Annotated in this window: 27 protein-coding genes; 15 read left to right on the top strand and 12 right to left on the bottom strand. The window is 53.1% G+C overall.

Features of this window, described 5'->3' with window-relative positions; all coding sequences use genetic code 11:
• The first annotated feature begins 1 nt into the window (after position 1).
• Entirely contained in the window at positions 2–220 is a 219-nt protein-coding gene (locus ACYSTU_RS11915) for a hypothetical protein (protein WP_498998673.1), read from the top strand.
• Between the two features lie 22 nt (positions 221–242).
• Complete coding sequence (locus ACYSTU_RS11910) at positions 243–815, top strand: hypothetical protein (protein ID WP_498998671.1); 573 nt, start codon at positions 243–245, stop codon at positions 813–815.
• A gap of 188 nt (positions 816–1,003) precedes the next feature.
• On the opposite strand, the gene ACYSTU_RS11905 is transcribed toward ACYSTU_RS11910, so the two are convergent.
• The 5 genes from ACYSTU_RS11905 to ACYSTU_RS11885 all read right to left on the bottom strand — a co-directional run bounded on the left by ACYSTU_RS11905 (position 1,004) and on the right by ACYSTU_RS11885 (position 7,720).
• Positions 1,004–2,086, bottom strand: coding sequence for a caspase family protein (locus tag ACYSTU_RS11905; protein WP_498998667.1), 1,083 nt, complete (start codon positions 2,084–2,086; stop codon positions 1,004–1,006).
• 37 nt (positions 2,087–2,123) lie between these two features.
• The gene (locus tag ACYSTU_RS11900) at positions 2,124–4,607 is read right to left on the bottom strand and encodes a GAP1-N1 domain-containing protein (protein WP_498998664.1); all 2,484 of its coding nucleotides are present in this window, start codon (positions 4,605–4,607) and stop codon (positions 2,124–2,126) included.
• Between the two features lie 4 nt (positions 4,608–4,611).
• Positions 4,612–5,451 (bottom strand): TRAFAC clade GTPase domain-containing protein, encoded by an 840-nt coding sequence (locus ACYSTU_RS11895; RefSeq protein ID WP_498998660.1) that lies wholly within the window; start codon positions 5,449–5,451, stop codon positions 4,612–4,614.
• Positions 5,452–5,453: 2 nt separating this feature from the next.
• Positions 5,454–6,341, bottom strand: coding sequence for a TRAFAC clade GTPase domain-containing protein (locus ACYSTU_RS11890; RefSeq protein ID WP_498999114.1), 888 nt, complete (start codon positions 6,339–6,341; stop codon positions 5,454–5,456).
• 65 nt (positions 6,342–6,406) lie between these two features.
• On the bottom strand, positions 6,407–7,720 hold the full coding sequence (locus ACYSTU_RS11885) for a GTPase-associated system all-helical protein GASH (protein WP_498998655.1): 1,314 nt from the start codon (positions 7,718–7,720) through the stop codon (positions 6,407–6,409).
• A 156-nt stretch (positions 7,721–7,876) separates the two neighbouring features.
• Between ACYSTU_RS11885 and ACYSTU_RS11880 the strand changes: the two genes are divergently transcribed.
• Positions 7,877–9,031, top strand: a complete 1,155-nt coding sequence (locus ACYSTU_RS11880) for a S8 family peptidase (protein WP_498998652.1) — start codon at positions 7,877–7,879, stop codon at positions 9,029–9,031.
• Positions 9,032–9,361: 330 nt separating this feature from the next.
• On the opposite strand, the gene ACYSTU_RS11875 is transcribed toward ACYSTU_RS11880, so the two are convergent.
• Both ACYSTU_RS11875 and ACYSTU_RS11870 read right to left on the bottom strand, forming a co-directional pair.
• Positions 9,362–9,634, bottom strand: coding sequence for a hypothetical protein (locus tag ACYSTU_RS11875; RefSeq protein ID WP_498998649.1), 273 nt, complete (start codon positions 9,632–9,634; stop codon positions 9,362–9,364).
• Between the two features lie 465 nt (positions 9,635–10,099).
• Positions 10,100–10,591 carry an OsmC family protein gene (locus tag ACYSTU_RS11870; protein ID WP_498998646.1) on the bottom strand — a complete coding sequence of 164 codons (492 nt, stop codon included), beginning with the start codon at positions 10,589–10,591 and terminating at the stop codon, positions 10,100–10,102.
• 383 nt (positions 10,592–10,974) lie between these two features.
• On the opposite strand from ACYSTU_RS11870, the gene ACYSTU_RS11865 reads away from it, so the two are divergent.
• From ACYSTU_RS11865 to ACYSTU_RS11850, 4 genes are read left to right on the top strand one after another with little or no spacing between them, the layout of a single operon-like run.
• The gene (locus ACYSTU_RS11865) at positions 10,975–12,690 is read left to right on the top strand and encodes an amidohydrolase family protein (protein WP_498998643.1); all 1,716 of its coding nucleotides are present in this window, start codon (positions 10,975–10,977) and stop codon (positions 12,688–12,690) included.
• Between the two features lie 51 nt (positions 12,691–12,741).
• On the top strand, positions 12,742–12,948 hold the full coding sequence (locus ACYSTU_RS11860) for a hypothetical protein (RefSeq protein ID WP_498998637.1): 207 nt from the start codon (positions 12,742–12,744) through the stop codon (positions 12,946–12,948).
• A 12-nt stretch (positions 12,949–12,960) separates the two neighbouring features.
• The gene (locus tag ACYSTU_RS11855; RefSeq protein WP_498998633.1) at positions 12,961–13,725 is read left to right on the top strand and encodes a hypothetical protein; all 765 of its coding nucleotides are present in this window, start codon (positions 12,961–12,963) and stop codon (positions 13,723–13,725) included.
• 9 nt (positions 13,726–13,734) lie between these two features.
• Positions 13,735–14,349, top strand: coding sequence for a hypothetical protein (locus ACYSTU_RS11850; RefSeq protein ID WP_498998629.1), 615 nt, complete (start codon positions 13,735–13,737; stop codon positions 14,347–14,349).
• A gap of 122 nt (positions 14,350–14,471) precedes the next feature.
• Here ACYSTU_RS11850 and ACYSTU_RS11845 read toward each other — a convergent pair whose 3' ends face one another.
• From ACYSTU_RS11845 to ACYSTU_RS11835, 3 genes are all read right to left on the bottom strand, one after another.
• Positions 14,472–15,077: a DUF6088 family protein gene (locus tag ACYSTU_RS11845; protein WP_498998626.1), complete on the bottom strand. Its 606-nt coding sequence runs from the start codon at positions 15,075–15,077 to the stop codon at positions 14,472–14,474.
• Between the two features lie 58 nt (positions 15,078–15,135).
• Positions 15,136–15,402 carry an antitoxin Xre/MbcA/ParS toxin-binding domain-containing protein gene (locus ACYSTU_RS11840; RefSeq protein ID WP_498998622.1) on the bottom strand — a complete coding sequence of 89 codons (267 nt, stop codon included), beginning with the start codon at positions 15,400–15,402 and terminating at the stop codon, positions 15,136–15,138.
• A gap of 297 nt (positions 15,403–15,699) precedes the next feature.
• Positions 15,700–15,984: a helix-turn-helix domain-containing protein gene (locus ACYSTU_RS11835; protein ID WP_498998617.1), complete on the bottom strand. Its 285-nt coding sequence runs from the start codon at positions 15,982–15,984 to the stop codon at positions 15,700–15,702.
• 85 nt (positions 15,985–16,069) lie between these two features.
• Here ACYSTU_RS11835 and ACYSTU_RS11830 point away from each other — a divergent pair, with 85 nt between their 5' ends.
• Positions 16,070–16,522 carry a hypothetical protein gene (locus tag ACYSTU_RS11830; RefSeq protein ID WP_498998613.1) on the top strand — a complete coding sequence of 151 codons (453 nt, stop codon included), beginning with the start codon at positions 16,070–16,072 and terminating at the stop codon, positions 16,520–16,522.
• A gap of 227 nt (positions 16,523–16,749) precedes the next feature.
• On the opposite strand, the gene ACYSTU_RS11825 is transcribed toward ACYSTU_RS11830, so the two are convergent.
• Positions 16,750–17,226, bottom strand: coding sequence for a DUF417 family protein (locus tag ACYSTU_RS11825; RefSeq protein ID WP_498998609.1), 477 nt, complete (start codon positions 17,224–17,226; stop codon positions 16,750–16,752).
• A gap of 241 nt (positions 17,227–17,467) precedes the next feature.
• Between ACYSTU_RS11825 and ACYSTU_RS11820 the strand changes: the two genes are divergently transcribed.
• The 4 genes from ACYSTU_RS11820 to ACYSTU_RS11805 all read left to right on the top strand — a co-directional run bounded on the left by ACYSTU_RS11820 (position 17,468) and on the right by ACYSTU_RS11805 (position 19,554).
• A complete protein-coding gene (locus ACYSTU_RS11820; protein ID WP_498999111.1) occupies positions 17,468–17,701 on the top strand; it encodes a zinc-binding dehydrogenase in 234 nt (77 codons plus the stop codon).
• A gap of 565 nt (positions 17,702–18,266) precedes the next feature.
• Complete coding sequence (locus ACYSTU_RS11815; RefSeq protein WP_071174594.1) at positions 18,267–18,743, top strand: YchJ family protein; 477 nt, start codon at positions 18,267–18,269, stop codon at positions 18,741–18,743.
• A 116-nt stretch (positions 18,744–18,859) separates the two neighbouring features.
• Positions 18,860–19,345 (top strand): LEA/WHy family protein, encoded by a 486-nt coding sequence (locus ACYSTU_RS11810; RefSeq protein ID WP_122505749.1) that lies wholly within the window; start codon positions 18,860–18,862, stop codon positions 19,343–19,345.
• A 5-nt stretch (positions 19,346–19,350) separates the two neighbouring features.
• Entirely contained in the window at positions 19,351–19,554 is a 204-nt protein-coding gene (locus ACYSTU_RS11805; RefSeq protein ID WP_003198420.1) for an SEC-C metal-binding domain-containing protein, read from the top strand.
• A 201-nt stretch (positions 19,555–19,755) separates the two neighbouring features.
• Here the strand turns inward: ACYSTU_RS11805 and ACYSTU_RS11800 are convergent, their stop codons facing one another.
• The gene (locus tag ACYSTU_RS11800; RefSeq protein WP_498998603.1) at positions 19,756–20,313 is read right to left on the bottom strand and encodes a cysteine hydrolase family protein; all 558 of its coding nucleotides are present in this window, start codon (positions 20,311–20,313) and stop codon (positions 19,756–19,758) included.
• A 201-nt stretch (positions 20,314–20,514) separates the two neighbouring features.
• On the opposite strand from ACYSTU_RS11800, the gene ACYSTU_RS11795 reads away from it, so the two are divergent.
• The 3 genes from ACYSTU_RS11795 to ACYSTU_RS11785 all read left to right on the top strand — a co-directional run bounded on the left by ACYSTU_RS11795 (position 20,515) and on the right by ACYSTU_RS11785 (position 25,987).
• Positions 20,515–22,965: a penicillin acylase family protein gene (locus ACYSTU_RS11795; protein ID WP_498998601.1), complete on the top strand. Its 2,451-nt coding sequence runs from the start codon at positions 20,515–20,517 to the stop codon at positions 22,963–22,965.
• Positions 22,966–23,267: 302 nt separating this feature from the next.
• The gene (locus ACYSTU_RS11790; protein WP_125918038.1) at positions 23,268–24,302 is read left to right on the top strand and encodes a ligase-associated DNA damage response exonuclease; all 1,035 of its coding nucleotides are present in this window, start codon (positions 23,268–23,270) and stop codon (positions 24,300–24,302) included.
• On the top strand, positions 24,299–25,987 hold the full coding sequence (locus tag ACYSTU_RS11785; protein ID WP_425645481.1) for an ATP-dependent DNA ligase: 1,689 nt from the start codon (positions 24,299–24,301) through the stop codon (positions 25,985–25,987). Before ACYSTU_RS11790 ends, ACYSTU_RS11785 begins: the two co-directional genes overlap by 4 nt.
• Positions 25,988–26,072: the final 85 nt, after the last annotated feature.

The following is a 26,072-nucleotide window of genomic DNA, read 5'->3' as shown; positions in this document are numbered from 1 at the left end:
AATGCCAAGTAGTTCAGACTCTAACATCGTTGCTGCCGATGCTCTAACATTGCTACTTCACAACCAGCATGCTCTTGGTGCTGCGATTGAAGAGATCACGCACTGGATCTCAGGACCGGGGGCAGACATTGTTGCCGATAATGCCATTACGGCTTTGGGAACACTGGACACAAATGCAAAAGCGATTAAAGATGCGATCATGCGATTACGGCAATACTAGTTAATAATTAAGGAAGTAAAAGATGGATAGTGCAATCTTTAGCTCAGTCGTTGCTGCGGCATCTGCCATTATGGGTGGCGGGCTAGTATCGATAATACAACTTCGTTCCGCTAGAGAGGCGCAATCAGCTCAGTTACGCCTCGAGTCAATTAAGATAAAGGCGGCGGCGGAAGATAAACGCAGTGCAACCATTATCAGCAGCTACACCGATACACATAAAATCTTGAGCCGCATCGCTAGGGAGTATTCATTAACATCATTGGATATTATGTGGAGAGCGGAACTGAGCGGGGCCGATTACGACAAAAAATATCTACTTTCCTGCGAGTCTTTAGATGAGGCTCGTGCTGTCGCAGATCTTTACTTTCCAGATATATCAGAGGTAATGGAAAAGATTTATGGTCAGATGAATATTTTTTGGGGGAATTTCAAAGAAATCCGCTCTCTGACACAGTCCAACGAGTCCTACGCGAAAAAAGAAAGATTTCATGCTGAGGCCGCAGCAGCCTCCTTGGAAATTTCAGACTTCGTAATACTTGCGAAAAGTAGGCTTAACTTGCTTGTTAGCATCGCTAAAACAGTGGATCATGGGTGATTGCTCGACTAATATCTAGGGGGTTGCGCCGCGAAATTTGCGGTTCGCGCCTCAATGCAAAAATAAAAATCATTATCTCGGCATGAATGCTTGCTGATACGAGCTCACGAAACAGGACGTTAGGCGAGAGAGAAAGGAAGCTTGTTTTCTGCTTATTTCGATCGGATGCTCGTAAGCGCTCAGTGGGTTTATCGTGAGGCTGGCGAATGACTCAATTCTGGATTGTTTGGAAAATCATCGGTTACGACACCAAAGAGGGTGCGGATCGTGATGTTCATTCCCCCTCCTCCGAGTTCCAGCAGCTTTAATGCAGAAAACCACATTGTTCGCCCTGTACCTTGTAACCGAAGGAGTGAGAGGTCACCTCCCGCCCGCTCCCACACGTTCTGATCACAAGGCCCGAGTGGATAAAGCATCGGAAGGACGGAGCTCATCAATTCAAGAGCGGTGCCATCATCTAGTGGAAGCCTTTCGGAAACCGCAGCATCCGCGACCTTGCTAAAAGAAACCGGGAAATTGTTTTCAAGTTCAGCAGCCTTAAAAATAGGATGCTGTTTTTCTTGCGTGGTTATTGGCACTGTCCTCGACACGTAATCAAACAAATCGAAAACGCGAACAACACCTTCCTTGAGTTTGTCTGCTTTCCCTTTCAATGCCTCAAGCAGAGCCTCTGTAAAGGCACTGTTTTGTGCTCCTGGCATGATGAGCGAACTCTCGCTAGATCTGCACGATGCCATGAGCGCTCGCCCAGCTCCTTCCGCTAATTGTGAAAGTGTTTTTTCAGCAACTCCAAAAATCGGCTGAGGAGAGAGAGCAGCATCTTTGAGTGTTCCAGCCCCCGCGGCGTGACAGGCATCCAAAAACACAATCAAGCGCCTCGCCTCGATTCTTTTCAGCGCATTCGAAAGCTCAAAAGCGCTAACGGATGTATTGATCAGATCGGACGTAGAAGAATCCACTGTGAGGAGGCTGCTTTCGTCAGGCTTACCGGTCAAGACACCATGCCCCGAAAAATAGACACAGACAATGTCTTCCGGCTGCGCTCGACGTCTTAAATCATCAAGCCCTGACAAAACTGCTTCGCGTGTGGCCCCCTCATCCAACAGTTGTATGATGTTTGCTTGCTCGAACCCGCAGTACTGTGGAGAACTGAAGACCTCTGCCATAGCTTTTGCATCGTTTAGAACGGCAACTGGTAGTGCCCTGACATGACTGTAATTTGCGATAGCAACAATTAACGCGTGCCCTTTAGGACTAGCAAAGGTGTTCATCAAAAAACTTCACTCTTTGGGAGTCGAGGTTGGCCGGTCAGTAGCGCCTTGAGCCGTTAATTTCAGGATCGTTGGCTAGAAGCTGCAATTGCTCATTGGTTGAGTAATCCCGTAGCATTTCGGAAATTAGTCTGGCAGAGGATGGCCCGCGGCCGTTGCGCACGTTAGCCAGCGCATGCGACCACATCGATTTACCCGAACCTCTTGTTGGAAGATCGGAATTTTCTCCGCCTGCGCGAGACCAGATTTGATCATGCTCTGGACCACTGTAATAAAGTTGAGCTGCTAGCTCTACGAAAGCATCCCATTTTTCTTCAGCGGTTACCGCTGAAATGTCGAGCTTCCATCGATCGAACCATCCGAGCATTGAGGAGCATATCCTCAGCGCCGGCTTAAGATCCGTACGATGAGCTCGATATTTCGAAAGTATCTCTCGCAGGCCACTATCCCATTTGTTTCGAAGGATTAAATAGCCAATTTTTTCTGCGTCCTGATGCAGAAGCAACTTGGGTTGCGCGATTAGGTCTTGTATCCAGTTTAGAAAGCGCTGTTCATCAAAATGGTCTAGCTCTTCGATGATTTGTATCCGAATGCCTACACCCAATGATTCGTTCTTGAGAAGACTATCAAGCTCTGGGGAGAGCTTAACTTCAGCCATTAGAAGGGGCGAAAGTACAAACGGAATGCCCCCTTGGGCGGCACGCTTGATCCACCCATCGGCTGTAGCGCACAAGTATGCCCTCTGTACACGGACCTCCATCTTCGCCCAGACAAAGTCTCGACTTGCGAAATCTGACAGGTCTGCCAACGGCGTCGCTGCTAAAGCTGCCAAGAGGGGTTGATAGATCTCTTCATCCTTCACAAATTTTTCAAGAATTTTATCTCGACACACAAATGGTGTGCGCGGGGCCTGCCAAAGGGTCGGATTTCTTCGAAGGGCTGCCTCCCAAATCGCTTGCTCGGCTACTGCAACGAGCTCCAGCTCTGCAAAAATTTCAGGGCTATCGAGGACATGTTCTGCAGCTAGATTGATTAGGCGCTTGTCATCGAATTGTGTAGCGCATTTCAGTATTTGCTCCGGTGACGCTTTTTTCAGCGCAAACTCAAGCCCGGCACGGTCAGTAATGATGCCTTCTACTTCAATCTGTCTGCGCACAGCAACACAGGGACTTTCAAATGTTGCAAGCACGGCCCCATGTGCAGTCATCCAGCCTCGCTCTACCAGTATCTTGAGCAAGGCTTCAGCAAGCGAAGAAGGCAGCTCATCCGGCACAGAGTTGGCTAGCTGTCGTTCGGTCGAGAAATCGATTGGTATTAGCCTGAACAGAATTGTCACTAGATCTGGTCGTTCTTGAATCCAGCGCCATACAGCCAGTGAGAATCTGTTCGCGTCGGACCGTACAACAGAAGAAATACCTCTTACAACAGCGCTCTGCCAATCATCAACAGCATCACTTGGAGTAGCGGCGCAGACGAGCATTTCAAGGATAGAGTGATCTTCAGAATGGGAAAATTGGCGATTTTCAAACCACTGCTCAATTTCCAGCCAAAGCTGGGGATGCAACGGAAATCCGGAAAGGGCGAGATTACGCATAGACGAAATTTGTTCCGCCGTCGCAGTCTTCACCCCCGCCACAAGATCAGCCAAGATCATTGTTTTCTTTCCCCCCCCCCTAGTCACATCAGGCGAAATTCTCTCGATCAGCCGTACCGCAGTCAAAGTGTCACCGACATCGCTGGGATTTGATGAGGTCGTGAAGGCGCGCTCTAATAGTGGCAATAGGTGAAGATATTGCATATCGGCCCCTACGTCGCGTCCGAAAGCTAGAATCGGTACCAGAGCAGTTTGCCCCGAAAGTAACTCTGCTGAGGCTGAAAGCGGGGCTTTGTCGTCTGTGTTCACGACTCGGAATTTAGTCCAGCGAGCTCTTAAGCTTTGGGGGGTGCATACTACAGTTGGGGGGGTATTTTCGATAACATCTGTCGGGCCAAAGCTTAGCCGGAAGCCGAAGCCTGCCCGAGCCTCAACCCAAAGGGCGGCCCACAAAGAAGCCACTAGTTCTTCGAAGTTCTGCAGCCCAAGCCGAATCACGGGGCCGGTACCACGCGTTGTGATTGCGTTCACGACCGCCAGGAAATCACCAGCTCTGGGAGGAGTACCAGAATCTAATTTAATGTCGAATCCAACAGCGGTCGCTATTTCTCCCACAGACTTTGCGAGCCTTTCCAGTATCGAATGCAGGTTACGTATTTGTATCAATTCTTCGAGCGGCGCAATCAACGCATGACAAATTACCATGCCAGAGCGTGACGCACCGTCGTCAATAAAGGTTCGCGCAATTACATAACGGTCACCATGAGAGAAGCCACTAATGTACGGAGACCACTGAACTCCAGTTGGTGCTGTGTCTGGAAGGTCCAGACGCGAAGCAATGGATTGGGCGAAGTGACTGTCTCCGCTTGCTTCTCTTAAGGCATGGCCGCCGTTGACCTCACCATAGATAGCTTCTTCGACTCTCATCGGTTCAATCCACATCGTTATTTGTCAGTAGTCGATGGATCGGCCAAGTTATGTCCTCGGTACGGCTGCCGTCAGGATGAACGATGAAGCCAAACTCCTCCGGTCCGCGAGATGTGTACTCCTGATCAGGTTTCTTTTGACTGAGCGGTTTCTCTAAAGCAGAAAGGCCGAAAACTACCGGCTCTCGCCAAGTGCTATTGATGAACGCAGAAAACATAGGTAATTGTTCTGCCAAGATATCTTTAGGGCTGCCTTGCACTCCCAGTTCGTCCCAGCAGGTGAGTAAAACGGTAAGGCTCGGGCTCCGTCGTGGCTCATCTCGATCAAGCCCCGCAACGTACAACAACATTTGTAGCAGTTCGATAAGTCTGCCCTGATCTGAAAACTGTTGGGGCGTACCTTGGCTTTTTACTTGGCCGAGCACCGACACTGGTCGAGAGAACATGTCGTCAGCGGAGCGGAGAGTGTGGAGCCGAATAAGAAAGATCCAGTCCGTTGCTAACCCCACACGGCTCCGCCAAGTTTCTGGAACTCTCCGCTCGGCAATCATCTTGAGGACTTGTTCTCCTCCGTAGTCTGGCCAAATTAAAGTTCCGGAGTGGCCTTCGGTATCAATCATAGGCCACACACTTTCGACATAAGTCGTGGCGGGTGTGTGTTCAGTGGCAATCCCATCTGCGAGACACTCCATGGCCTTCTCAAAAGGCTTCAGATTGGAGGCAGCACCATTCATCCGGAGCTTGCATTCACCGACTATGAGACGCTTGAGGAGCTGCGCGCCATAATGCGTCTTGCCGACATTTGATTCGCCTATTACGAGGATGGATTGCTGGGTGGCGGACACTGTTATCTCCTGCCGTAGACAAAGAGAGAGTCAGCACCTGAGGCGGCTGCACTGGGGAGTTCAACCACAGAGCGGCGTCTAGCCAAAATCCACTGAAACAATTCTTGAAATCCGATACCAACTGCGCTCGCGCCATCAGTTAAGACGCTTACTGAAAACTCGGCTGCATCCGGCATGATACTCATCACTGCCTGGCGTATCCGGTCCTCCATGTCTGGCGCCACCTCGACATCTGCTTTGGTCCAAACCAATGCGACTGGTCGTCCCCGTCTCTGGGACCCTACTCTCGTTGCAAGCAATTGAAACGCGCTGCGCGCCGAGCCCATTTTTGGCCCAGCGAGAGCCTGTCGATCTGCGACGAGAAGCAACACATCTGCGTGCTGCGACACCCAGCGTGCACCTTCTGCGTCCTCAGCGTGCTCATCAATTGCCCAGCGCTTGAACCACTCACCAGGGGCATCTGCAAAAAGGAAATCTCGCAATTGACGTCCACAATGTCTGAAAGCCAAATGCAGTAACCCAGGAGCACGAGCACGGCGGCTCGAAGTATGAGGCGGGAACCCTGGTGCTTGTCCGGGAGACCAGCGCATGGCTGTAGCTACTGCTTCCCATCCCTCCAATGAAAACGAACCACCGAAATGCCAGGCGTCATCCGTCAGTCGTGTGCGCCCCAGGAGCAGGTACCATGCGGCAAGTAATGTGGTTTTCCCTGCACTCTCTTGGCCAGCGATGCCGACGATCAGTGGCTTGGCTCGCCCTGTCACAAAATTCAGGTCCCCCAGCCCTAGTGCGTTTCCGGTCCACGGAAGTGAAACATGTTGGACCTCTGGATCTGGCGGAGACTCCTCCGGAACAACACCCTTCCATCGCGGGCATCTCGCCAACTCCATGTTACCCATAGCGCAAGAGGTTTCTGGCGCATAGCAGTTCGGACCAGGGCAGATGTTCATATAGCTCAACCTTTGCGTCGAGGGCGTTTGACACACGCTTCTTGAGTGGCACGAGCGGCTTGCAGTTCTCGATACAGCAGAGCCCCCCAAGAGGAAGGAGAAAATACGCTGTTTGCGCCCATGCCCGACACTTCGCGAAGTGTTAATGCATCCAATAACCCAGTATTACTAGCATGACCGAGCAATGACAGGAGCGGACGCCGCCCCTGAACAGGTGGTACGAGCTCCGCCGCGATTAGCCGAAGTGGTTCCAGCTCGCTGACGTCCATAGCTTGTAGGGTCAACGAAAGTAGAGTCTCACCGTCGGATTCCTCATCAAACGGCAGTTGTAAAATTGCCTCGCTCAAAAACGCCGATACACTCGCTGGCGAATAAGTGGGCACTTGTTTGAAAAGGTCGAGCGCCATCAATGAAGCTGCGCTAAAGACTGGGATATTTCGATAGCTTGCTTTAGCACTGCTGGAATAGAGTGCCTCCTTCCACCAGAGCAGATTTGTCCGACGTTGTAACCCAGCTGTTGCACCACTGAAAGCTGCCAGTGCGGTCTCAATGTGGATTCCGACTGCTTTTGCTAGGGCAACAAAAGATGGACCCAAGTCGATTGGCTCTATGGACACCTCCGCAACCGCCTCTTCGACAGTATCTGCCAGCACTGCGGAAAGTCGAGATGCAAACTCAGGCCCCCATTGCTGTGGGTATTGATGTAGCCAATGTGGGTTACAATTACCTCCTACAAAGGGGCCTGTTGCCTCCGCGACTGCGGTCTGTAGCGCTGCTCGATCAGCTGACCATTCTCCCGCGTTGACGACAATGCTGGCAGGAGATTTGAAGTTAAATGGATCTACTTTAATCGTCTCGGGCGTAGACCATTCGGCCTCAGCTCGTAGGTCAACCAGGCCTTCAATTTCGGCAATCGCAGATGCCCAAATCGCTTGGTGTTCGCCGGACTCCACGTGAGGTAAGACGTTACGAGCAGTATTCACGAAAGCTACTGCTATGGCGTCGTCTTGACGTGCCGTCTGTACTAGCGAGTCCAGCAGCATCGCTCGGACCACCGCGACAGGAGTGCCCGAGAAAGTATTGGCAACCGTAGTCCAATGCTTTTTCAGCAAGGCCATTACAACCTCAACTGTCGGGTCCGCTGGCGGGACGTCTGGATCGGCGGCAACAATCGTAAAGCTTGCAGTTCTGGTGGGGGTCTCTTTGAGGACTGATACCAGATCACTCACAGCTGCGCGCAGCTTTTCTAGCTTGTTGTCATCGCCGTTGACGTCAATCACGCCGATCGCTAGAAATTCCAGAAGAACTTCACCATCCATAGCAGCTCAAGCCTCGTTTTTGATACTTTTATAAGTGTCTAAAAGATATCAGAACGAGATCATTTTGGCATCGTTGCTTGGCACGACTATTTCGGCTCAAGCTGGCGCCAAAGGAAGATGGTCAGCGGGCTGCATTACACATCATTAGGGGCAGGGATGGAAAATTACATCGTTCTACGGAAATCGCAGGCAACAGAGAAGTCCATAGTTGGCTTAGCCATGAATGATTATGCAGTTGGAGGCACCATCACCACAGAGCGAATACCTGAGCATGCTTTGTCTGACCTTCAGCGAGACCCTGAGGTTTTGGTTGTCACTCCACCAATGGCTACAGCGCTGATCCAACCAGAACAAAGCACAGCAAGCTTGATCGGTGATGCGTGGGGCGTAGCGTCCGTTCGGGCTGATACTTCACCTTACACGGGTGAAGGTGTGACAGTTTCTATATTGGACACTGGTATCGATAAGTCTCATCCAGCATTTGCGGGGGTAGATATTGTCGAGCAGGATTTCACTGGCGAAGGTAACGGTGACTTAAAGGGTCATGGTACCCATTGCGCTGGTACGATTTTCGGGCGGAACGTCAATGGTTGCAGGATTGGCATTGCCAGGGGAGTGAGCCGAGCCTTGATTGGCAAAGTCTTGGCCAGCAATGGAGGTAACACCTCGATGCTCTTTGAGGGGCTTCAATGGGCTCTCAGAGAGCAGGCGAACGTCATTTCTATGTCTCTGGGCTTCAACTTCGCTGGGGAGGTTGAACGTAAGGTCAAGAGTGGATGGCCGGTAGATCTGGCAACGTCCCAAGCATTGGAAACATATCGAGGTAATCTTCGCCTACTGGATGCACTAATGGGACTGTTTAAAGCCCAGTCGGCCTTTAACGGTGCGCCACTGGTTATAGCGGCTACCGGCAATGATAGCCGTAGGTCGGTAAACAAAAACTACAGAATTGCAGCCTCTCTGCCAGCCGCGGCGGAAGGAGTGCTATCAGTCGCAGCGGTGTCAGAGTCTGGAACCCTGTTCGACGTTGCTGATTTCTCCAACAGCATGGCCCAGGTTGCCGCACCAGGCGTGGGTGTGCTCTCGGCTTGGCCTGGCGGAACGTTGCACGCTCTAAATGGCACGAGCATGGCATGCCCTCACGTTGCAGGTGTCGCTGCACTGTGGTGGCAAAAGTTGAAAGTGCAACAGGCTCCGAATCTTGCGCAGGCCGTAGCGTCCAACCTGATTTCTCACGCACGAGCGGACTGTTTTCTACCTGGCCTCGACTCCGTCGATTTTGGACATGGATTGGTGATCGCGCCGCAGTAAAAAACGAGGGAAGCTTTAGCCACTACGATCTATCTATCGGCTAAAGTCCCTCAACGATCTGACACCGACCTCGACAGTCAGTGTTCTCTTTCCTTTACAGGCAGCGAGCTCCGTTCCCAGCAAAGGACCCCGCCTCGATCTATTGCTTGAGAGTAATAAGACTGACGCTACCGAGCAATACCCCCGCTGCTGCCCGACAAGCATTAGGACAAGCCTTCCAGGTGGCAGTTATACGGTAGCGGTATGCAGAGCGAACAGCTACCGCTGAGCTAGGTCCGCGCACTGGTGCTTCGCATCTAAATAAGTCTCAACTCTCCCTGTTGTCGATCCTCATTCAGCTGAAAGGGTGGGACCATGTAAATGTGCATCGATGATGCGGAGTGACTTACGAGCCGCCGTCACAGCACCACTATAAATGCTGTCCGCGACTATCTTCGCTAAGAAGGCACGATCATTCGGTTCAACTGCCGCTTCTGCAATTAATCGATACCAATGGCCTAGAACTGCATCCCGATGGAGCTGTGAAATAGTTTCTTTTTGTTCTACAAAAGACTGCCATAAATCAATCGCACCGATTAGCCCTATTGAAAACGCTTCGACCATGGTACATAGAAACTCGGGCAGTTCGCGTACGGCACCTTGAAGGAGTAGTATCACGCCGTATGGCTTCTATTCCCGCCAGTGCTTCGCTGATTCTTTGTTCGAAGGAAGGGCGGCGCGCAGCTAGTACCGCCTGCCTTAAATATCCCGACAAGTGTTGAAGCTGTTCTTCTGCCACCAAACGGACAATACACCAACATGGCCGCGTGGTACCTCCGCTTACACTGAAAGCTGACGCAACAAATGGCCAAGCCGTTTGCCCCGTTAACTCTCTATGACCTAACTCCGTCACAAGCTGCTCCTGGGCGGAGAATTGCATTCCACTTGACCACCCGCTTGCATTGCAACTGACCAGCATTTGCATTCAACCTGACCAGTTGTTTGCATCGGATCTGACCAGCGCACTGGGTGCGCCTTGACCGGCAGGAATCGGCCGGGAGCAGTCATTCGAAGGCAAATCCACACTTTTTAAGGTGTCTGATTGCTACTACCTATTGAAATAATAGGTTCAAGGTGTATAGGGAAATTAACGGAGCGGGCAATAAAGCACTTCTCATGAGCAACGTAATGTAACTCCTCTGCCCTTTTGACATCAGATCCCATAGCCAAGATCACCTTCGGCTTCAATACAACCAACCTAAACTGACCCGCTCCATCTGCGTACTCGACCATCTCACCCACCGCCTCGTCTTCGTAACCTATGACCGCTACCCCAGCCTCGGAAGACAGACCGAGATACCAAAGCTGATGACACGCAGACAACGATGCCAACAGCAACTCTTCAGGATTCCAACAATTCGAATCGCCTCGAAAGCTTGGATCCGATGAACCATAAATTATAGGTTTTCCTCTACCTTGAATGATGTAGGATCTACTATAACCAGAATACGTTGCTGTACCTGCACCTTTATTTCCTTTCCATATTACCCGGGTACTGTAACAATGAACTCTATGTTCCATTTTCTAAGCTCCTGCAATGTGCACTACCAATAATCAATTAGGTATGATTGACCCAAAGCATCATAAGATTTTTTTGGATGATCAAAAATAACGTTAAGTTATAAAGAACGAATACGCGATTATTGATACCAAAAGCTTTGAATTGGCGGTGCAGGTAATGCCCCGTGTTGATGGCTAGGCTTCCGCGCTCACAGTTTCGTATCGCGAGCGAAATCGATGATCATTGCCAATTTAGAAGCACGCTTGCAAAACGCAAGAGGTCTACTAATCTCCACAAAACATAAATTCCTTCGTTCCTAACACTTCGATTGTAGGGAGGAACGTTAGATATACATGATATTGCTAGCTGATAGATTTTGACTTTCGACTGGAAGGGCCAGGCCGTGAAAGGAATTCTCTACTTAATCGTTCCTCTTTTCCTGCTTGTCGTCGGTTGTGCGACCAGACAGGCACCCACTGTGTATGAAATAAAAAAGCTGGATTCACTTTTAGAGAAGCCGGTGAAAGTCTGTGCCCCCTTACCCACACCAAATCACCGTTGCGATGTATATCCAGCGGGCGAATCACAAGACTTTATAATTGCCGGGGATATTATGACGCCTACCGGCATAATAAAAAATGGCGAGATATATATTTCGGCCGGAAAGATAACGTCAGTCGGGTGTGGTTCAGATAATAAGGCTGTCACAATGATAAATTGTAGCGGCGAATTAGTAACGCCTGGCTTAGTAAATGCTCATGACCACTTAACCTTTAATAGCATTCCACCCGGAGGCAATAACGTAAAAACCTCAAAATATGAATACTGTAATGATGCAAACAATGCCTACTCCGATGTGGATTGTAGTGCGTACCGATACGATCGCAGAAATGAATGGCGCAAGGGTCTGAACAACAAAGTTAAAATTGAAGCTAACCCTCAGCAAAATGATCCGAAAGCTGCTCTCGTCTGGAACGAACTTCGGCATGTAATGGCAGCAACGACTACAGTGGCTGGCTCAGGAGGGATAGAAGGCCTAGTGCGCAATCCAGACAACTTAAAACAAATGGAAGGAATGACAGAGAAATCCAATGTAAAATATGTAACTTTTCCACTCGGAGATACAAATGATGTGAGCGGCCTTACTGACTCTTGCAGCTATCCAAAAGTTGTGGGTACTGAAGTGCTTAACAATTTAGTATTTTTACCTCATGTAGCCGAGGGCATCGATAAATATGCTCGAAATGAAATTCTTTGCCTAACTGGTCGAGGAATCAACTCTAACTCAAGTGGTGTTAATCTCCTAAGTTCAAACACGACACTCATTCACGCCCTTGCTGTAACAACTGAGGATGCACAGCTTTTGGCAGCCGCACAGACAAGCGTGGTTTGGTCTCCCCGCTCAAATATCTCACTTTACGGCAATACAGCCCCCGTTACACTGTTTAAAAACACCGGAGTCAACATCGCTTTAGGCTCTGACTGGACCCCTTCAGGTTCAATAAATATGATTCGAGAATTGCAATGCGCAGCATCTTACAACGACAAGTATTTAGGCAATTTTTTTTCTTCAAAGGAGCTTTGGGAAATGGCAACCCTAAACTCTGCAAAAGCACTGGGCATAGGGGATCAGATTGGCAAAATTGCTGATGGATATTTAGCCGACCTTGCGGTAATTCATCCTCCTAAACCTGATGATCCATACGCGAGCGCGATAGCTTCTGATAGCAATGATGTGGTGCTAACTGTACGAGGAGGAAGCTTTTTATTTGGAGATGCCGCCACAATAAATTCTCTTTTGCCAGGGAGGTGCGACGCTATGGGAGAAGTTTGTGGTGTGCCGAAATCTGTTTGCCTAGAAGGGACTGGATACTCTTTTAAAGAATTAAATTCAAAAAATGAAGCTAACTTTATGTTGACCATGTGTGGTAGTGAAAACTTTCAACCAACCTGTACGCCCTCAAGATATGCACAATATAACGGAGAGCGGAGCGAACAAGATTGGGATGGAGACGGAGTGAAAAATGCCTTGGACAATTGTCCGCATATATTCAATCCGCCGCGGCCGATGGATGACGGCCGTCAAATGGATGTTTGTAATTCAGCAGTGACGCTGTAGAAAGTGAATGAAGGACTATTTTAAATAAATCCAATGCTAGAGGATGTCACCATGTCGAATAAAGAGGAAGGGAAAAAAATTGATTTTGAGCTGACGGCGGATGACTTGAAGGCTATTGCTTCAGGGCAAAGTGTCAAAATACCTAGTTCAAAATTTTTTGGAAAGACCGTTTTTACCATTGAGAACGCGCCAATACCTAAGAGCATTGATGACAATGTAACCATCCAGATAGTTTTAGAGAAGGATGTAAAAAAATAGAGGAAACTACCAATGAGCGATATAGCGAAATACTTCATAAGTAACCTGACAATCGCGGCGCTCAAAGGTGTTGATGGAAAAGAGCGCCCGCTTTATGAGCAAGCATTGCGAAATGCTTGCTCATCTGTTCCTCCACCATATGGTATGAAGTGGTTTGGGGAAGAGTTTCGCATAAAAGGACGGGATGCTTCGTGGTTTGGCGGACTCTTAATTTCTGATGCTCATATGGAGGGGTATAGTGCTGGACGCTTATGGCAATACGGCGAAAGAATATCAGATAAAGCATTGTCGGAAGGTATGCTTAGGCACGCAAGGGACGAAGCCAAACACTCTAAGCTTTTCGGAAAAATATTGGTTGAGGTTTTTCCTCAAGTTCAGTCTGCAGAATTATCAGAAAAATTAAGATCATTTGTTCCTCTGTTCCCTGTCCCCAATGGGGCATTGATTGAACCTCCAGGTTTTGAGGAGCTTCTAAACTCTTTAATTTTAATAAATCTATATGAAATCAAAGCTCTAGTTTTAGGGCGATTACTTTCACCGCTAGCATTGGCTCATGCACCAGAGATGAATAGGTTAAAAATCTCCAAAATGTTGGGCTGCATCCTCAATGACGAAGCGCATCATGTTAAATACAGTGCGGATTTTATTGAGGCTGCTTGTGCTGCGGGCTATCACGATTATGTTTGTTCCGCCTTTGAGGAATTCCAAAAAACGTTAAACATAATAACTGAGTCTGAGTTGCTTGCAGCTTCAGAATTCAACGAGATTGATGCCTAGGTGATATAAATGTCTAATCGATTTTACAGCATAAGCAAAGATGTCATGACTTCAAGAGATTTGCAAAAAATTATTGACGGGGTTTGCGAATGTAAATATTTAGGAAAAAGTCCTTTGGGACAGGAATTCGTTCGCACCTTGGGTTTTTCAATCGTATTTAGGAGGGAGGCTCTAGAAGATGTCGTAAGACATTTCCCGTTTTTAGAGGTTTTTCTAAAAACGGTAGTTTTTTGTGAGTGCAACGCCTTTTACGTTAATCCCCTGGTACTGCATGCCTCATCAAAAGTTAAAGCACACATTGATTGCAGATTGTTACCTGGGGATATAAGGATAATACCTAATTTAGTTAGCATTTTTTATGCGGAAATTTCTAAGGATATGCAGGGTGGTCGCTTAATACTCAATGTCGGGGCAAGCAACCAAGTTGCTTTGACGCCGGAAACAAATAGCGTGGTTCATTTTTTAGGTTCAACTGTTCATTGTGTAAGTACAATTAAAAACCCCATGAGAAGAATTAGCTTAGTGTGCGAACAGTATAATCTTGATGAGGAAACTCTTAAGGGTTTTCCCTACTGCAAGGTGATTACAGATATCGATAGCGCACCCAGGGTTAGCGTTTACTAAGTCACACCTAGATCTAATAATTTAAGCACCAAGCTGAGATCACCAAATCACTACCCAGATAGGTTAGCCGAGCTAAATGACTGCTTTGGGTCGGAAGGCACCCATTCACGTGCCTATTCCAGCTATTTTTTGCGCGCATTTCCAGCACAGTCGACGAGTGCTGAGCGCAGCCACTTGGGCATTTTGCATTCCATGAACTTGTTGAGCTCTCCATCGCTGAGCGAGTTGGTAATCTTCCTCACGACCTGCTCATTCACCCCCTTTTTCCCGAGATACAGAAAAGCAGTCAAGGCCGTCCCAATTAGCGTTCCAGCTTGTTGGAGTCGTTGCTGTGACGCATGGCGCAGCCGAACAACCGCGTTACCAATTCTGATTTCTCGTGTCGATCCGCTAGTGTAGAAAGTGGGCAAAACCTGCACTTGAACACTTAGACCCAGTCGGCGAATAGCTTCTACACCATGGATCTGGATAGTCTCGCTTCTCGCTCTTGCAACCGCTTCCAACACAGAAATCGGGTTGGCTCGAACCCGTTTACCCGTGTATTGGCTGAACTTGGGACGCATGTAAACGCCGCGGACAACGCGCTCCAAAGTGCCCTTGAGCACCATCCGAGAGAGAGCTTTGTTAACAGCGGAGCGGGAGCCCGCTTGCTCAAATACCGTCTGAACAAAGGGTCTTCCCTTGGGCATTCGCTTGATACGTTTCGAGATAGACTCTGTGACCGACACAGCTAATCCTATGACTAACAAGTAGTGGACAGGCCCTATGGCATAGAACCTAACGGTGTTAAACGTAGACACCGTGTTCAATTCGTCCTAGAAGTGTAACTACTTGCTGGTAACCCGCTCGAGTTATCAAGATGTTGCAAGGCACTTGATATCTTAGCCCGATCGCCGGTTTGCATAGCCATTGCCCGGCAAGCGCTCGACTGCCAAGCACTCGCGTTGCCAGATGCAAGATGTGCTCACACCGCCCCTCTAGGCATCGGTGGGCGATGCTCCAGCACCCCAGCGGCGAGTTGGGGCAAAGCGCTAGTATCTTTGTATCGTTCATTTGCACACCTCAAAGGTGAAAGCGTATCTCTCGACCGGCCAGTCGGCCAACGGGTTCCATCCTTTCGTCGGGTTGTGCTGCTATGTCGAGGAGCCTTCCTTGCGCATTCGCAGCCCTCGCAAAAGCTCTCGAGCTTCCGTCTTTACATGTCACTTACTGGTCTTTACCTCCCGGCGGCCCTTCATTGCCTCCTCTTTTCCTCGAAAATAGGGCCGAGGATCAACTCATCCACGCAGTCTTTGGTTGTATCCAACCGCAGGTATCAGCCCGTGTGCGGGGTGCAGGCGCCCGTCCGCATCAGTCCAATGGGGTCACGCTGAGTTCCTCGCGAATACGCTCAATGATCGAGTCCAGCGTGGCCTCCTTGTCCATAAGAAGGTAGCACTGGGTCAAGATCGTCAAAGGATGAACGTTCATGACCGAGGCGAGCCCATGCACCATTTCGAGGGTAGGGCCCTTTCCACCGGCTTCCAGCTGACTAAGGTAGGTTTGGCTACTTCGGCCGCCGAAATCTTCCTGGCTAAGGCTACGAGATTTTCTCAGCAGCCTCATTGCTTTACCAAATGCCTGTTTCAGCTCCATTTTTTCATTCCTACAAAAGGAATGATGAAGCCGTCTTGAACGTCAGACATCCATTAACTATTGTTAATATTTTGAGGGTTTTTCGATGTTCAAGACCTACAGACATGCCGAACTGAGCCCTGCCGCCATTTTCGGAGAGCCTTACATTCGTCATTGGCAATTTATTGAGCTGGAGCTGCACCACCCATGGTTTTACGTGGAGCTAGTACGCGATCATGGTGATGACATTGTCGGTAGCATGCTGATGATCCCTACGGTACCGATCTTTCAACAAATGCTCTCGGAGCTGGATGACCACTCATGGTTCGCGCAGGCACATCTAATGTCTCCTGGATACATGAGAGGAAGGGGCAATTGGGTGATGGAGCCGCTTATTGAGGTAAGTGTTGCGGAAGGCGGTGCGGGGGCGTTGGAAGGCTACTTGTACAAGGTGGAAGGTGGCGCATGTTACAGCACTCATCACTCGGCTCAGATCGATAGCCTCAAAGTCACAGAAATTATTTTTTCGGCTGAGCGCGATTTGCGCGTGCGAGGGTGAGCTGTTTTTTGAAAAAATTAGGCATTGCAGCTTTTCCTTGCTTGCTCTTGATGGTTTGACCAGAGTTCTCCCCTGCCATCTGTACGGTCAATGTCGTGCATCTAGATTGGCGTGGGACGGCTTTGCTGCTGTCAATCCTACTTGTACACAGAGGGTTATGTGTCAACCTTTGCCAAAATCATTGACAGTCAACTCACTTTCGTATGCTTTGTGTAAAAACCTTATTTTCATTGGAGTTCGATATGTAAAGGATGAACCAAGGCAGGTGATACAAGTTGATAGGGGAAGCCAAACTGAGCGTCTCCGAGGTTTGCGACCCATGCTTCAGGCGTTGTGATTAAAAAAGACAACGTCACTATTGGCGTAAGGATTATGAGGACAGCTCCTGCGAGACCAAGCTTCGGGGAGACGAGATAAGCTAGCACCAGCAAGCCAATGCTCAGCTCTACTATGCCCAGCCCGCTGGAAAACGTGTAGGTATGGTTTGCCACTTGCCATGCTCGTTTTGCGAGATCGAGCTGGCCTTCGTGGGTAAAGTGCTCGCGATAGGCCTCTGGATTTGCGTATATGAGGGAGAAGAATGGGCTGTTAGCGACAAACGGAGTAATGCTGTCAGCTTCATATGGAACGAACTTCAGCGCACCAATCCATAAAAAAACGACTGCTACGGCAAACCGGACCAAATGGATGCCCAGCCTGTCCAAGCGGCTTGCAGCAACCAGCAGTTAATTGGGTCTCATGTGTTAATTTCCCTTGGGTTGAAGAAGAGCCCATCGTAAAAAAATACCGCTTCGCTCTATAGTTGGTGAGCATCGTTTTTTTGCGGATCGTCTCAAACCATCGAACTTAGTAACCGCGCTTTGTATTGAGTTGCTTAAAGCGTGATCTGCTGGCCACCTTGCCATGAGATATCTATGACGACGTTGGACAAACTCATAACGCTGGCTGGAGTGCGCGGCAGCATGGATTCACCAGGTCGGCTACTCCTTCTTGTTCATGCGCGGCAGTGGCGAGCAACTGTCAACGCTAGGTGAACTAATCGATAGCGGCGTGATACGCCCAGTCATCGACAAAGTCTTTCCATTCGAGGAAACAGATAGTGCCCTGGCGTATGTCGAAGCAGGACGTGCCAGGGGCAAAGTCGTAGTGCAGGTTGTTGCTCCCGACAATCAGGTCTGAAGGCGCAAAATCAGGAGCATCGAGCGGTAGACGAATTTCTAGGTTGCAGATTTGGCTGATACGCACGAACGAATGACCAACCGACCATTTGTTCTCATCACAGGTTCAGCTTCCGGGAACCGACACGGCCGCTTTCAGGAACAGGTAATTCGCGCTTCCGCCCACTGATTCCATAGGCAACCCCCGCGACTCTCAGTTGTCGAGGTGTCGCCTCTTTATCAACCGATGAATGAGAACGCTCCTGAGTTGAGTGGAAGCGAAAATCAAAAATAGGGATAGTGGTAAGGGCGACCTGTTAGATCCGTCAGCAACCGCTGTGGTAAGCGTATAAAGATAATTAAGTTTGAATGTCATGCCATCGGCGATTCCGTAAAGCATGACCCTCATCGACTAACCTTCACCTCTGACGAACGCTCGATGAGGCTTGCCGTGGAGCTGCAATGAGGCAGATGGCGATCGCTCATTAGCTACACGCGCTTGAAATAAGTGAAAAAAGTTAATTTAGGTAAGTGACTGATTTATGGAAGATAAAACACATATAACTGTTAGCAAGGCTCCAGAACAAATGAGTACAGCCATTTGCCCTTGCGGCAGCGGCAATCTGCTGGATGCCTGCTGCGGCCCTTATCACGACGGCCACCCGGCACCGTGTGCCGAAGCCTTGATGCGTTCGCGCTACAGCGCTTATGTGCTGGGGCTGGTCGATTATCTGGTGGCGACCACCCTGCCCGCGCAACAGGCGGGACTGAATCGACAATCGATCAGCGACTGGAGTGCGCAAAGCACTTGGCTCGGCCTTGAGGTTGAAAGCTCGGAAGTGTTCGGCGGCCAGCCGGAACACGCCTTTGTCACCTTCACCGCGCGCTGGCATGACAGCCAAGGCGAGCACAGCCATCGCGAGCGCTCCTCGTTTGTGCAGAACGGCGGGCGCTGGTACTTCATCGATCCGACGGTGCAGATGAAGCTGGGGCGCAATGACGGCTGCCCGTGTGGCAGCGGGCAGAAGTTCAAGAAGTGTTGTTCGGGTTATTTCGGCGCTTGAGCTGAAGATCAAAAGATCGTCCGATCGCGGCCCGAGCCTTCGGCCGCTCCTACACGGGATTAGCCGAAGGCTGAAATCTTTTAAGGTCTAGACTGGGCACAAAGGGAGTCAATTTCATGCTCGGTCATCGGCGCACATTACATTTTCTGCTGTTGATGCTGATCGTAAACCTCGGCGGCTGTGCCTCGTGGTTCAGCGACGACAGCGTCGAGCCTGCCGTACATCTGGTGAAAGTCGAGGTGGTGCGGGCCAAGCTGCTTGAGCAGAAATTCATCCTGCACTTTCGCGTCGACAATCCCAACGACAGCGATCTGACCGTGCGCGGCCTCGAATACCGGATTCACCTGGCCGACATGCTGCTCACCGAGGGCGAGCACGAACACTGGTTTACCGTGGGGCCAAAGCGCAGCGCTTACTTCAAAGTGCCGATCCGCACCAACCTGTGGCCGAAGGTCAAACACGTGGTGAAACTGCTGAAAAATCCGAACCAGCAGATTCCCTATCGATTGCAGGGGGAAATGGAAACCGGTTTATTCATCGCCCACTACGTGCACCTTGAGCGCAATGGCGTGATAATCCCCGCCGATCTAACTCCGGAGTGACCTCGATGACCCAGCAACCCCATGTCCATGGCCCTGACTGCAACCACGATCATGACCACCATCATGATCACGACCATGGCCATGTCCACGGCCCGAACTGCGGCCACGCCCACCAGGAACCGGTGCGCAACGCCCTGAAAGACGTCGGCCGCAACGACCCTTGTCCATGCGGCAACGGCAAGAAATTCAAGAAGTGCCACGGCGCTTGATGTCACTGGCGAAGGTCTTCTTCGCCTGACCTGCCGCCTTCGCGAGCAGGCTCGCTCCCACAGTTGATCTGCACTCAACACATTTTTGTGAACCTGCGCAGCCCCTGTGGGAGCTGGCTTGCCAGCGATAGGGCGGCACATCCCTGCATTGATGTCGCCTGATTCACCGCAATCGCTGGCAAGCCAGCTCCCACAGGTCTATCAGTTGGCTGTCAGAATCAGGGCAGCACTGACCACCGTCGCATACTCCCCATGCAGATTGCCCAGCGACATCCCGTGCACCTCTTCAGCGGTACGCGGTGTGCCGAAATAATCGGCCTTGTCGAAGGTAAAACATGCATCCTCTGCCACCCATGTGTCGAACCCCAGGTTGCCCGCAGTGCGCGCCGTCGACTCAACCGAGTTATTGGTCGCCACACCAACGATGATCAATTGCCCGATCCCAGCCTCACGCAACTGCGCCTCCAGCCCATTGACACAAAACGCATCCGGCACCTGTTTCTGCACCAGCCATTCCCCGTCCCGAGGAACAAATCGCTCTTGAAACTCCACTCCGTCCTGCTCGGGCCAGAACACCGAGTCAGGTGAGCGCGACAAATGCTGCACGTGAATCACCGGGCGCCCGCACCGCCGCCACAGCGCCAATAACTCAAGCATTCGCTCTTCGGCCTGAGGATTATTCCGCCGCCCCAGACGCGGATGCAGAATGCCTTTCTGCTGGTCGATGATGATCAGCGCAGCGTTGCTCTGAAGCTCCATAGCGATCTTTCTCCTGACAGGGCACGGGACTTGTTCCGTAGTTCAACATCAGCGCTTTCCCACAAGCAACTGTCACACCTCTGACCGATCAGCCGACAACTGCATAAATAACCACTCGCCCCGCTTGCGCGGCCCTCGCGCCGTCACTAACGTAGCGGCTTTATTGCGCCCCCAGCCTTATACCCCCGCAGGAGCTTCGCCATGGCCTCGCCAGCCCTTTCACATTTTCTTCCCCGGTTCGGCGTTGCCGCAGCAGTGGCCGGTGTCCTCGGCCTGTCCGGTTGCCAGACCTGGAACGCCCAGGACAGCCTGCCACCGACCTCCGGCGTGCAACCGCTCAAGGGCCTGGCGCAGAACGTTTCGGTGCGGCGCAATGCGATGGGCATGCCGCTGATCGAAAGCAACAGCTTCCATGACGCGCTGTTCAGTCTCGGTTACGTCCACGCCAGCGACCGCATCAACCAGATGGTCACCCTGCGCCTGTTGGCCCAGGGCCGGTTGGCGGAAATGTCCGGCGCGTCGATGCTCGATGCCGACCGCTACATGCGCGCGGTCAATCTGAAGAAGAGCGCCGGCGAGCTGTACAAGGCCTCGTCGCCACGGCTCAAGCGCTTCTTCGAGGTGTATGCACGGGGCGTCAACGCCTACCTGTTCCGCTACGCCGACAAATTGCCGGGCGACCTCGCCGCCAGCGGTTACAAGCCCGAATACTGGAAACCGGAAGATTCGGCGCTGATTTTTGCCCTGCTGAATTTCAGCCAGTCGGCCAACCTGCCGGAGGAAATCCAGTCGCTGGTGCTCGCGCAAACCGTGACCACTGACAAACTCGCCTGGCTGAGCCCGTCGGCGCCTGATGAAAACCTGCCAGTGGCTGAAGCCGACAAACTGCAAGGCCTCAAGCTCAACGGGCAGATTCCGGGGCTGACGGAACTGAGCAGCGCCAGCCAGCAACTGTCGGCGCTGAACCTGCTCGCCACGCCGACTGCGAACAATTGGGCGATTGCCCCGCAACGCAGCCGCAGCGGCAAAAGCCTGCTGGCCAGCGATGCGCACGGGCCACTGGCCGCGCCGTCGTTGTGGAGTTTCGTGCAGATACGTGCGCCGAAATATCAGGCGGCCGGCGTCACGGTTGCCGGTCTGCCGATGGTGCTCGGCGGCTTCAACGGCAAAGTGGCGTGGAGCATGACCAGCGTGCTCGGCGATAACCAGGATCTGTTCCTCGAAAAAATCCGCCGTCAGGGCAGCAGCCTCACTTATGAAGTCAACGGCAAATGGCAGCCGCTGGGTGTGCGCAACGAAACCTACTTCGTCAAAGGCCAGCGACCGATTCGCGAAGCCGTTTACGAAACCCGCCACGGCGCGCTGCTCAACAGTGCCCAGGCAGCGGCGCAGGGCAGCGGTTTCGGCCTCGCCCTGCAGACGCCAAGCTTCACTGACGACAAAACTCTGGATGCCTTCTTCGACCTGACCCGCGCGCAGAACGTCGAGCGCGCCTCGGACGCCAGCCGCGAAATCCGCGCCATCACCCTGAATCTGGTCTTTGCCGATGCGAGCAATATCGGCTGGCAAGTCACCGGGCGCTTCCCCAACCGTCGCGAAGGCGAAGGTCTGCTGCCCTCGCCGGGCTGGGACGGTCGCTACGACTGGGACGGTTACGCCGACCCGATGCTGCACCCCTACGATCAGGACCCGGCACAAGGCTGGCTCGGCACCGCCAACCAGCGCGTCATCCCCGACGGCTACGGCATGCAGTTGTCGAAATCCTGGGCGGCACCGGAGCGCGGCGAACGCTTGGCGGAAATGGCTGGCAGCGGCAAGCACGACAGCCGCAGCGTGATCGCCATGCAGTACGACCAGACCACCACCTTCGCCGCCAAGCTGAAAAAAGTCTTTGAAGCGCCGGGCATGAAGCAACCGCTGAAACAGGCGATCGACGCCCTGCCGGAAGCCGAACGCAGCAAGGCGCGCGAAGCCTTCACGCGCTTGATGGCGTTCGACGGCAAGCTCAGCCCGACCTCGGCGGATGCGGCGATTTATGAACTGTTTCTGCAGGAAAGCATGAAGCAGATCTTCCTCGATGAACTGGGTCCTGAATCGAGCCCGGCGTGGAAGGCCTTTGTCGCCAATGGCGATCTGTCCTACGCGGCGCAGGCCGATCATCTCTTGGGACGTGAGGACAGTCCGTTCTGGGATGACCTGCGCACGCCGCAGAAGGAAGACAAAGCGGTGATTCTCGCCCGCAGTCTCGCTGCAGCGATTACAGCGGGAGACAGCCAGCTGGGCGGCGATCATCGCGCCTGGCAGTGGGGCAAATTGCATAGCTATGCGTGGAAAAACAGCAACGGTCAGACTGTGCGCGGGCCGCTGGCGGCTGGAGGCGATCACACCACGCTGAACAGCTCGGCGTTTGCCTGGGGCCAGGACTTCGTCACCACGCGCGCGCCGTCGATGCGCTTTATCGTCGACTTCGGCCAGAGCGAGCCACTGATGGCGCAGAACGGTACGGGGCAGTCGGGCAATCCACTGAGTCCGAACTACCTGAACGGGATCGATGCGTGGCTGAAAGGTCAGTACATCGGCCTGCCGATGCAGCCGCAGAACTTTGATCGGGTGTATGGCAAGACCCGTTTGACCCTGACGCCCGGGAAATAGAGCAAAGATCAACAGCCCCTCACCCTAGCCCTCTCCCGGAGGGAGAGGGGACTGATTGGGGGATGCTTGGGTCTTGCGCCGACCTGAAAGAGAGACAGTGAATCCAACATTGGATCAGGCTCAAGGCTGTGCCGGATCCATATTCAACTCGGTCCCCCAGGTCGATGTACCTCACCAGATACCTCGGTCGGCCCCCTCTCCCTCTGGGAGAGGGCTGGGGTGAGGGTAGCGCTTTAAAGCCGATCGAACTTCCAGCCTTACGCCCGCCTCATAGCTAACAAGCCCCCCATTCCGGTCACGACATGGATCTTGTTATTGCCCGACCTGAAGGTCTCTACTGCCCCGCCGGGGATTTCTATATCGATCCGTGGCGGCCGGTCGAGCGTTCGGTGATCACCCATGCCCATGGCGATCACGCGCGCACCGGTAATCAGCACTACCTGTCGAGCAGCGCCAGCGCCGGGATTCTGCGCGCGCGTCTGGGTCAGGACATCCAGTTGCAAACACTCGACTACGGCCAGCGCCTGACCCACCACGGCGTGACCTTGAGTTTTCACCCCGCCGGGCATGTCCTCGGTTCAGCGCAAGTGCGCCTTGAATACGGCGGCGAAGTCTGGGTCGCATCGGGGGATTACAAGGTCGAGCCGGATGGCACCTGCACCCCATTCGAACCGGTGCGCTGCCACACCTTCATCACCGAATCGACCTTCGGCCTGCCGATCTATCGCTGGCAGCCGCAGGCGCAGATCTTCGCCGAGATCAATCAGTGGTGGGCGGCCAATATCGCCGCCGGCAAGGCCAGCGTGCTGTTCTGCTACTCCTTCGGCAAGGCGCAGCGGATTCTCCACGGCATCGACGAAACCCTCGGGCCGATCCTCAGCCATGGCGCGGTCGAACCGCTGAACCGCGTCTACCGCGATGCCGGCGTGTACCTGCCGCCGACGGTCTATGCGGGCGACGTGAAAAAAAGCGATCCGATCATGCGCCAGGCGCTGGTCATTGCTCCGCCGTCAGCAGGCGGCAGTACCTGGATGCGTCGTTTTGGCGAGTTCAGCGATGCCTTTGCCAGCGGCTGGATGCGCCTGCGCGGGACCCGGCGGCGGCGCGGCGTCGATCGCGGTTTCGTCCTTTCCGATCACGCCGACTGGCCCGGCCTGCTGTGGGCGATCAACCAGACCGGCGCGGAACGGGTGATGGTCACCCACGGCTCGATCGGCGTGCTCGTGCGCCATCTGCGGGAACAGGGCCTCGATGCACAAGGCTTCACCACCGAATACGGCGATGACGAAGACGACAACATCGCCACCGAACCCACCGTTGCCGAGACATCGCCATGAAAGCCTTCGCCGAGTTATATGCCGAACTCGACGCCACCACGTCGAGCAACGCCAAGCTGGCGGCGATGCAGGCGTACTTCGCGCAGGCCGCGCCGGAAGATGCCGCATGGGCGGTGTATTTCCTCTCCGGCGGGCGGCCGCGACAACTGGTACCGGTGCGCATCCTCCGTGAGCTGGCGGTCGCAGTGTCGGGACTGGAGCCATGGCTGTTCGAAGAAAGCTACCAAGCCGTCGGCGATCTGGCCGAGACCATTTCTCTGGTGCTGCCAGAAAATTCCCACAGCTCCGAGGCCGGTCTTGCCGAATGGATCGAAGACAAGCTGTTGCCACTGCGCGGAGAAACGCCGGAGTACCTGGCGCGCCAATTGCCAATGTTGTGGGCACAACTGGACCGGCCGAGCCTGATGCTGTGCATCAAGTTGATCACCGGCAGTTTCCGCGTTGGCGTGTCGAAGTTGCTGGTCACCCGCGCCCTCGCCTCAATGGCCGGGCTCGACAGCAAACGCGTGGCACAGCGCCTGGTCGGGTACACCGATCTGTCGAACCGGCCCAACGCCGCGAGTTATTTGAAACTCATCGCCCCGGAGTCCGCCGACGAACATGCCCAGCGCGGCGGCCAGCCCTACCCGTTCTTTCTTGCCCACGCGTTGTCGCAACCGGTCGAGGAATTCGAAGCCCTCCTCGGCCCCGCCAGCGACTGGCAGGTGGAATGGAAGTGGGACGGTATCCGCGCGCAAGTGGTCAAGCGCGACGGCAAGCTGTGGGTGTGGTCGCGCGGCGAGGAACTGGTGACCGAGCGCTTCCCTGAATTCGATGTGCTGGTCCACGGCTTGCCTGACGGCACGGTGATCGACGGCGAAATCGTCGTGTGGAAGAGCACCCATCCGACTACTGAAGATGCCTTCGATCCGCAATCCGATGAGCCGCCGGCCGTGCAACCGTTCGCGCTGCTGCAACAACGCATCGGTCGCAAGACCCTCGACAAGAAGATTCTCGAAGAAGTGCCGGTGGTGGTGCTGGCCTACGACCTGCTGGAGTGGCAGGGCGAAGACTGGCGCAACCAGCCGCAGGTCAAGCGGCGGGCGCAACTCGAGGAAGTCATCGCGCGCTGCAACAGCCCGGTGTTGCTGCCCTCCCCGGTACTGACCGGCGAAGACTGGCTCGACCTCGGCCGCCAGCGCGAAGCGTCGCGCAAACTCGGCGTCGAAGGCATGATGCTCAAGGCGCGCGATTCGTTGTATGGCGTCGGCCGGACCAAGGACATGGGCGTGTGGTGGAAGTGGAAGGTCGACCCGTTCAGCGTCGATGCCGTGTTGATTTATGCCCAGCGCGGGCATGGCCGCCGCGCCAGTCTGTACAGCGATTACACCTTCGCCGTGTGGGACGGCCCGCCGGAATCCAGCCAACGCTCGCTGGTGCCGTTCGCCAAGGCGTATTCGGGGCTGACCGATGAAGAGATGCGCCAGGTCGACAGCATCGTGCGCAAGACTACGGTGGAAAAATTCGGCCCGGTCAGCAGCGTGAAACCGAGCCTGGTGTTCGAGCTCGGCTTCGAAGGCATCGCCCTGTCGCGCCGACACAAGAGCGGCATCGCCGTGCGTTTCCCGCGCATGCTGCGCTGGCGCAAGGACAAGACCGTCGAAGAAGCCGACAGCCTCGCTACCCTTCAGGATCTGTTGGCCTAACCCCTTTTCACTGATCGTTCCCACGCTCTGCGTGGGAATGCAGCCCGGGACGCTCTGCGTCCCCCCAGAGCCGAACGCGGAGCGT

This window comes from Pseudomonas glycinis (genome assembly GCF_054871425.1).
This window is presented reverse-complemented; position numbering and strand designations above follow the sequence as displayed.

What these genes read in the sequence shown, in the direction of transcription:
- ACYSTU_RS11915 (WP_498998673.1), top strand. Translation starts at nt 2, where the DNA reads ATGCCAAGTAGTTCAGACTCTAACATCGTTGCTGCCGATGCTCTAACA.
- ACYSTU_RS11910 (WP_498998671.1), top strand. Translation starts at nt 243, where the DNA reads ATGGATAGTGCAATCTTTAGCTCAGTCGTTGCTGCGGCATCTGCCATT.
- ACYSTU_RS11905 (WP_498998667.1), bottom strand. Translation starts at nt 2,086, where the DNA reads ATGAACACCTTTGCTAGTCCTAAAGGGCACGCGTTAATTGTTGCTATC.
- ACYSTU_RS11900 (WP_498998664.1), bottom strand. Translation starts at nt 4,607, where the DNA reads ATGAGAGTCGAAGAAGCTATCTATGGTGAGGTCAACGGCGGCCATGCC.
- ACYSTU_RS11890 (WP_498999114.1), bottom strand. Translation starts at nt 6,341, where the DNA reads ATGGAGTTGGCGAGATGCCCGCGATGGAAGGGTGTTGTTCCGGAGGAG.
- ACYSTU_RS11885 (WP_498998655.1), bottom strand. Translation starts at nt 7,720, where the DNA reads ATGGATGGTGAAGTTCTTCTGGAATTTCTAGCGATCGGCGTGATTGAC.
- ACYSTU_RS11880 (WP_498998652.1), top strand. Translation starts at nt 7,877, where the DNA reads ATGGAAAATTACATCGTTCTACGGAAATCGCAGGCAACAGAGAAGTCC.
- ACYSTU_RS11875 (WP_498998649.1), bottom strand. Translation starts at nt 9,634, where the DNA reads ATGGTCGAAGCGTTTTCAATAGGGCTAATCGGTGCGATTGATTTATGG.
- ACYSTU_RS11870 (WP_498998646.1), bottom strand. Translation starts at nt 10,591, where the DNA reads ATGGAACATAGAGTTCATTGTTACAGTACCCGGGTAATATGGAAAGGA.
- ACYSTU_RS11860 (WP_498998637.1), top strand. Translation starts at nt 12,742, where the DNA reads ATGTCGAATAAAGAGGAAGGGAAAAAAATTGATTTTGAGCTGACGGCG.
- ACYSTU_RS11855 (WP_498998633.1), top strand. Translation starts at nt 12,961, where the DNA reads ATGAGCGATATAGCGAAATACTTCATAAGTAACCTGACAATCGCGGCG.
- ACYSTU_RS11850 (WP_498998629.1), top strand. Translation starts at nt 13,735, where the DNA reads ATGTCTAATCGATTTTACAGCATAAGCAAAGATGTCATGACTTCAAGA.
- ACYSTU_RS11840 (WP_498998622.1), bottom strand. Translation starts at nt 15,402, where the DNA reads ATGAACGATACAAAGATACTAGCGCTTTGCCCCAACTCGCCGCTGGGG.
- ACYSTU_RS11835 (WP_498998617.1), bottom strand. Translation starts at nt 15,984, where the DNA reads ATGGAGCTGAAACAGGCATTTGGTAAAGCAATGAGGCTGCTGAGAAAA.
- ACYSTU_RS11830 (WP_498998613.1), top strand. Translation starts at nt 16,070, where the DNA reads ATGTTCAAGACCTACAGACATGCCGAACTGAGCCCTGCCGCCATTTTC.
- ACYSTU_RS11815 (WP_071174594.1), top strand. Translation starts at nt 18,267, where the DNA reads ATGAGTACAGCCATTTGCCCTTGCGGCAGCGGCAATCTGCTGGATGCC.
- ACYSTU_RS11810 (WP_122505749.1), top strand. Translation starts at nt 18,860, where the DNA reads ATGCTCGGTCATCGGCGCACATTACATTTTCTGCTGTTGATGCTGATC.
- ACYSTU_RS11805 (WP_003198420.1), top strand. Translation starts at nt 19,351, where the DNA reads ATGACCCAGCAACCCCATGTCCATGGCCCTGACTGCAACCACGATCAT.
- ACYSTU_RS11800 (WP_498998603.1), bottom strand. Translation starts at nt 20,313, where the DNA reads ATGGAGCTTCAGAGCAACGCTGCGCTGATCATCATCGACCAGCAGAAA.
- ACYSTU_RS11795 (WP_498998601.1), top strand. Translation starts at nt 20,515, where the DNA reads ATGGCCTCGCCAGCCCTTTCACATTTTCTTCCCCGGTTCGGCGTTGCC.
- ACYSTU_RS11790 (WP_125918038.1), top strand. Translation starts at nt 23,268, where the DNA reads ATGGATCTTGTTATTGCCCGACCTGAAGGTCTCTACTGCCCCGCCGGG.
- ACYSTU_RS11785 (WP_425645481.1), top strand. Translation starts at nt 24,299, where the DNA reads ATGAAAGCCTTCGCCGAGTTATATGCCGAACTCGACGCCACCACGTCG.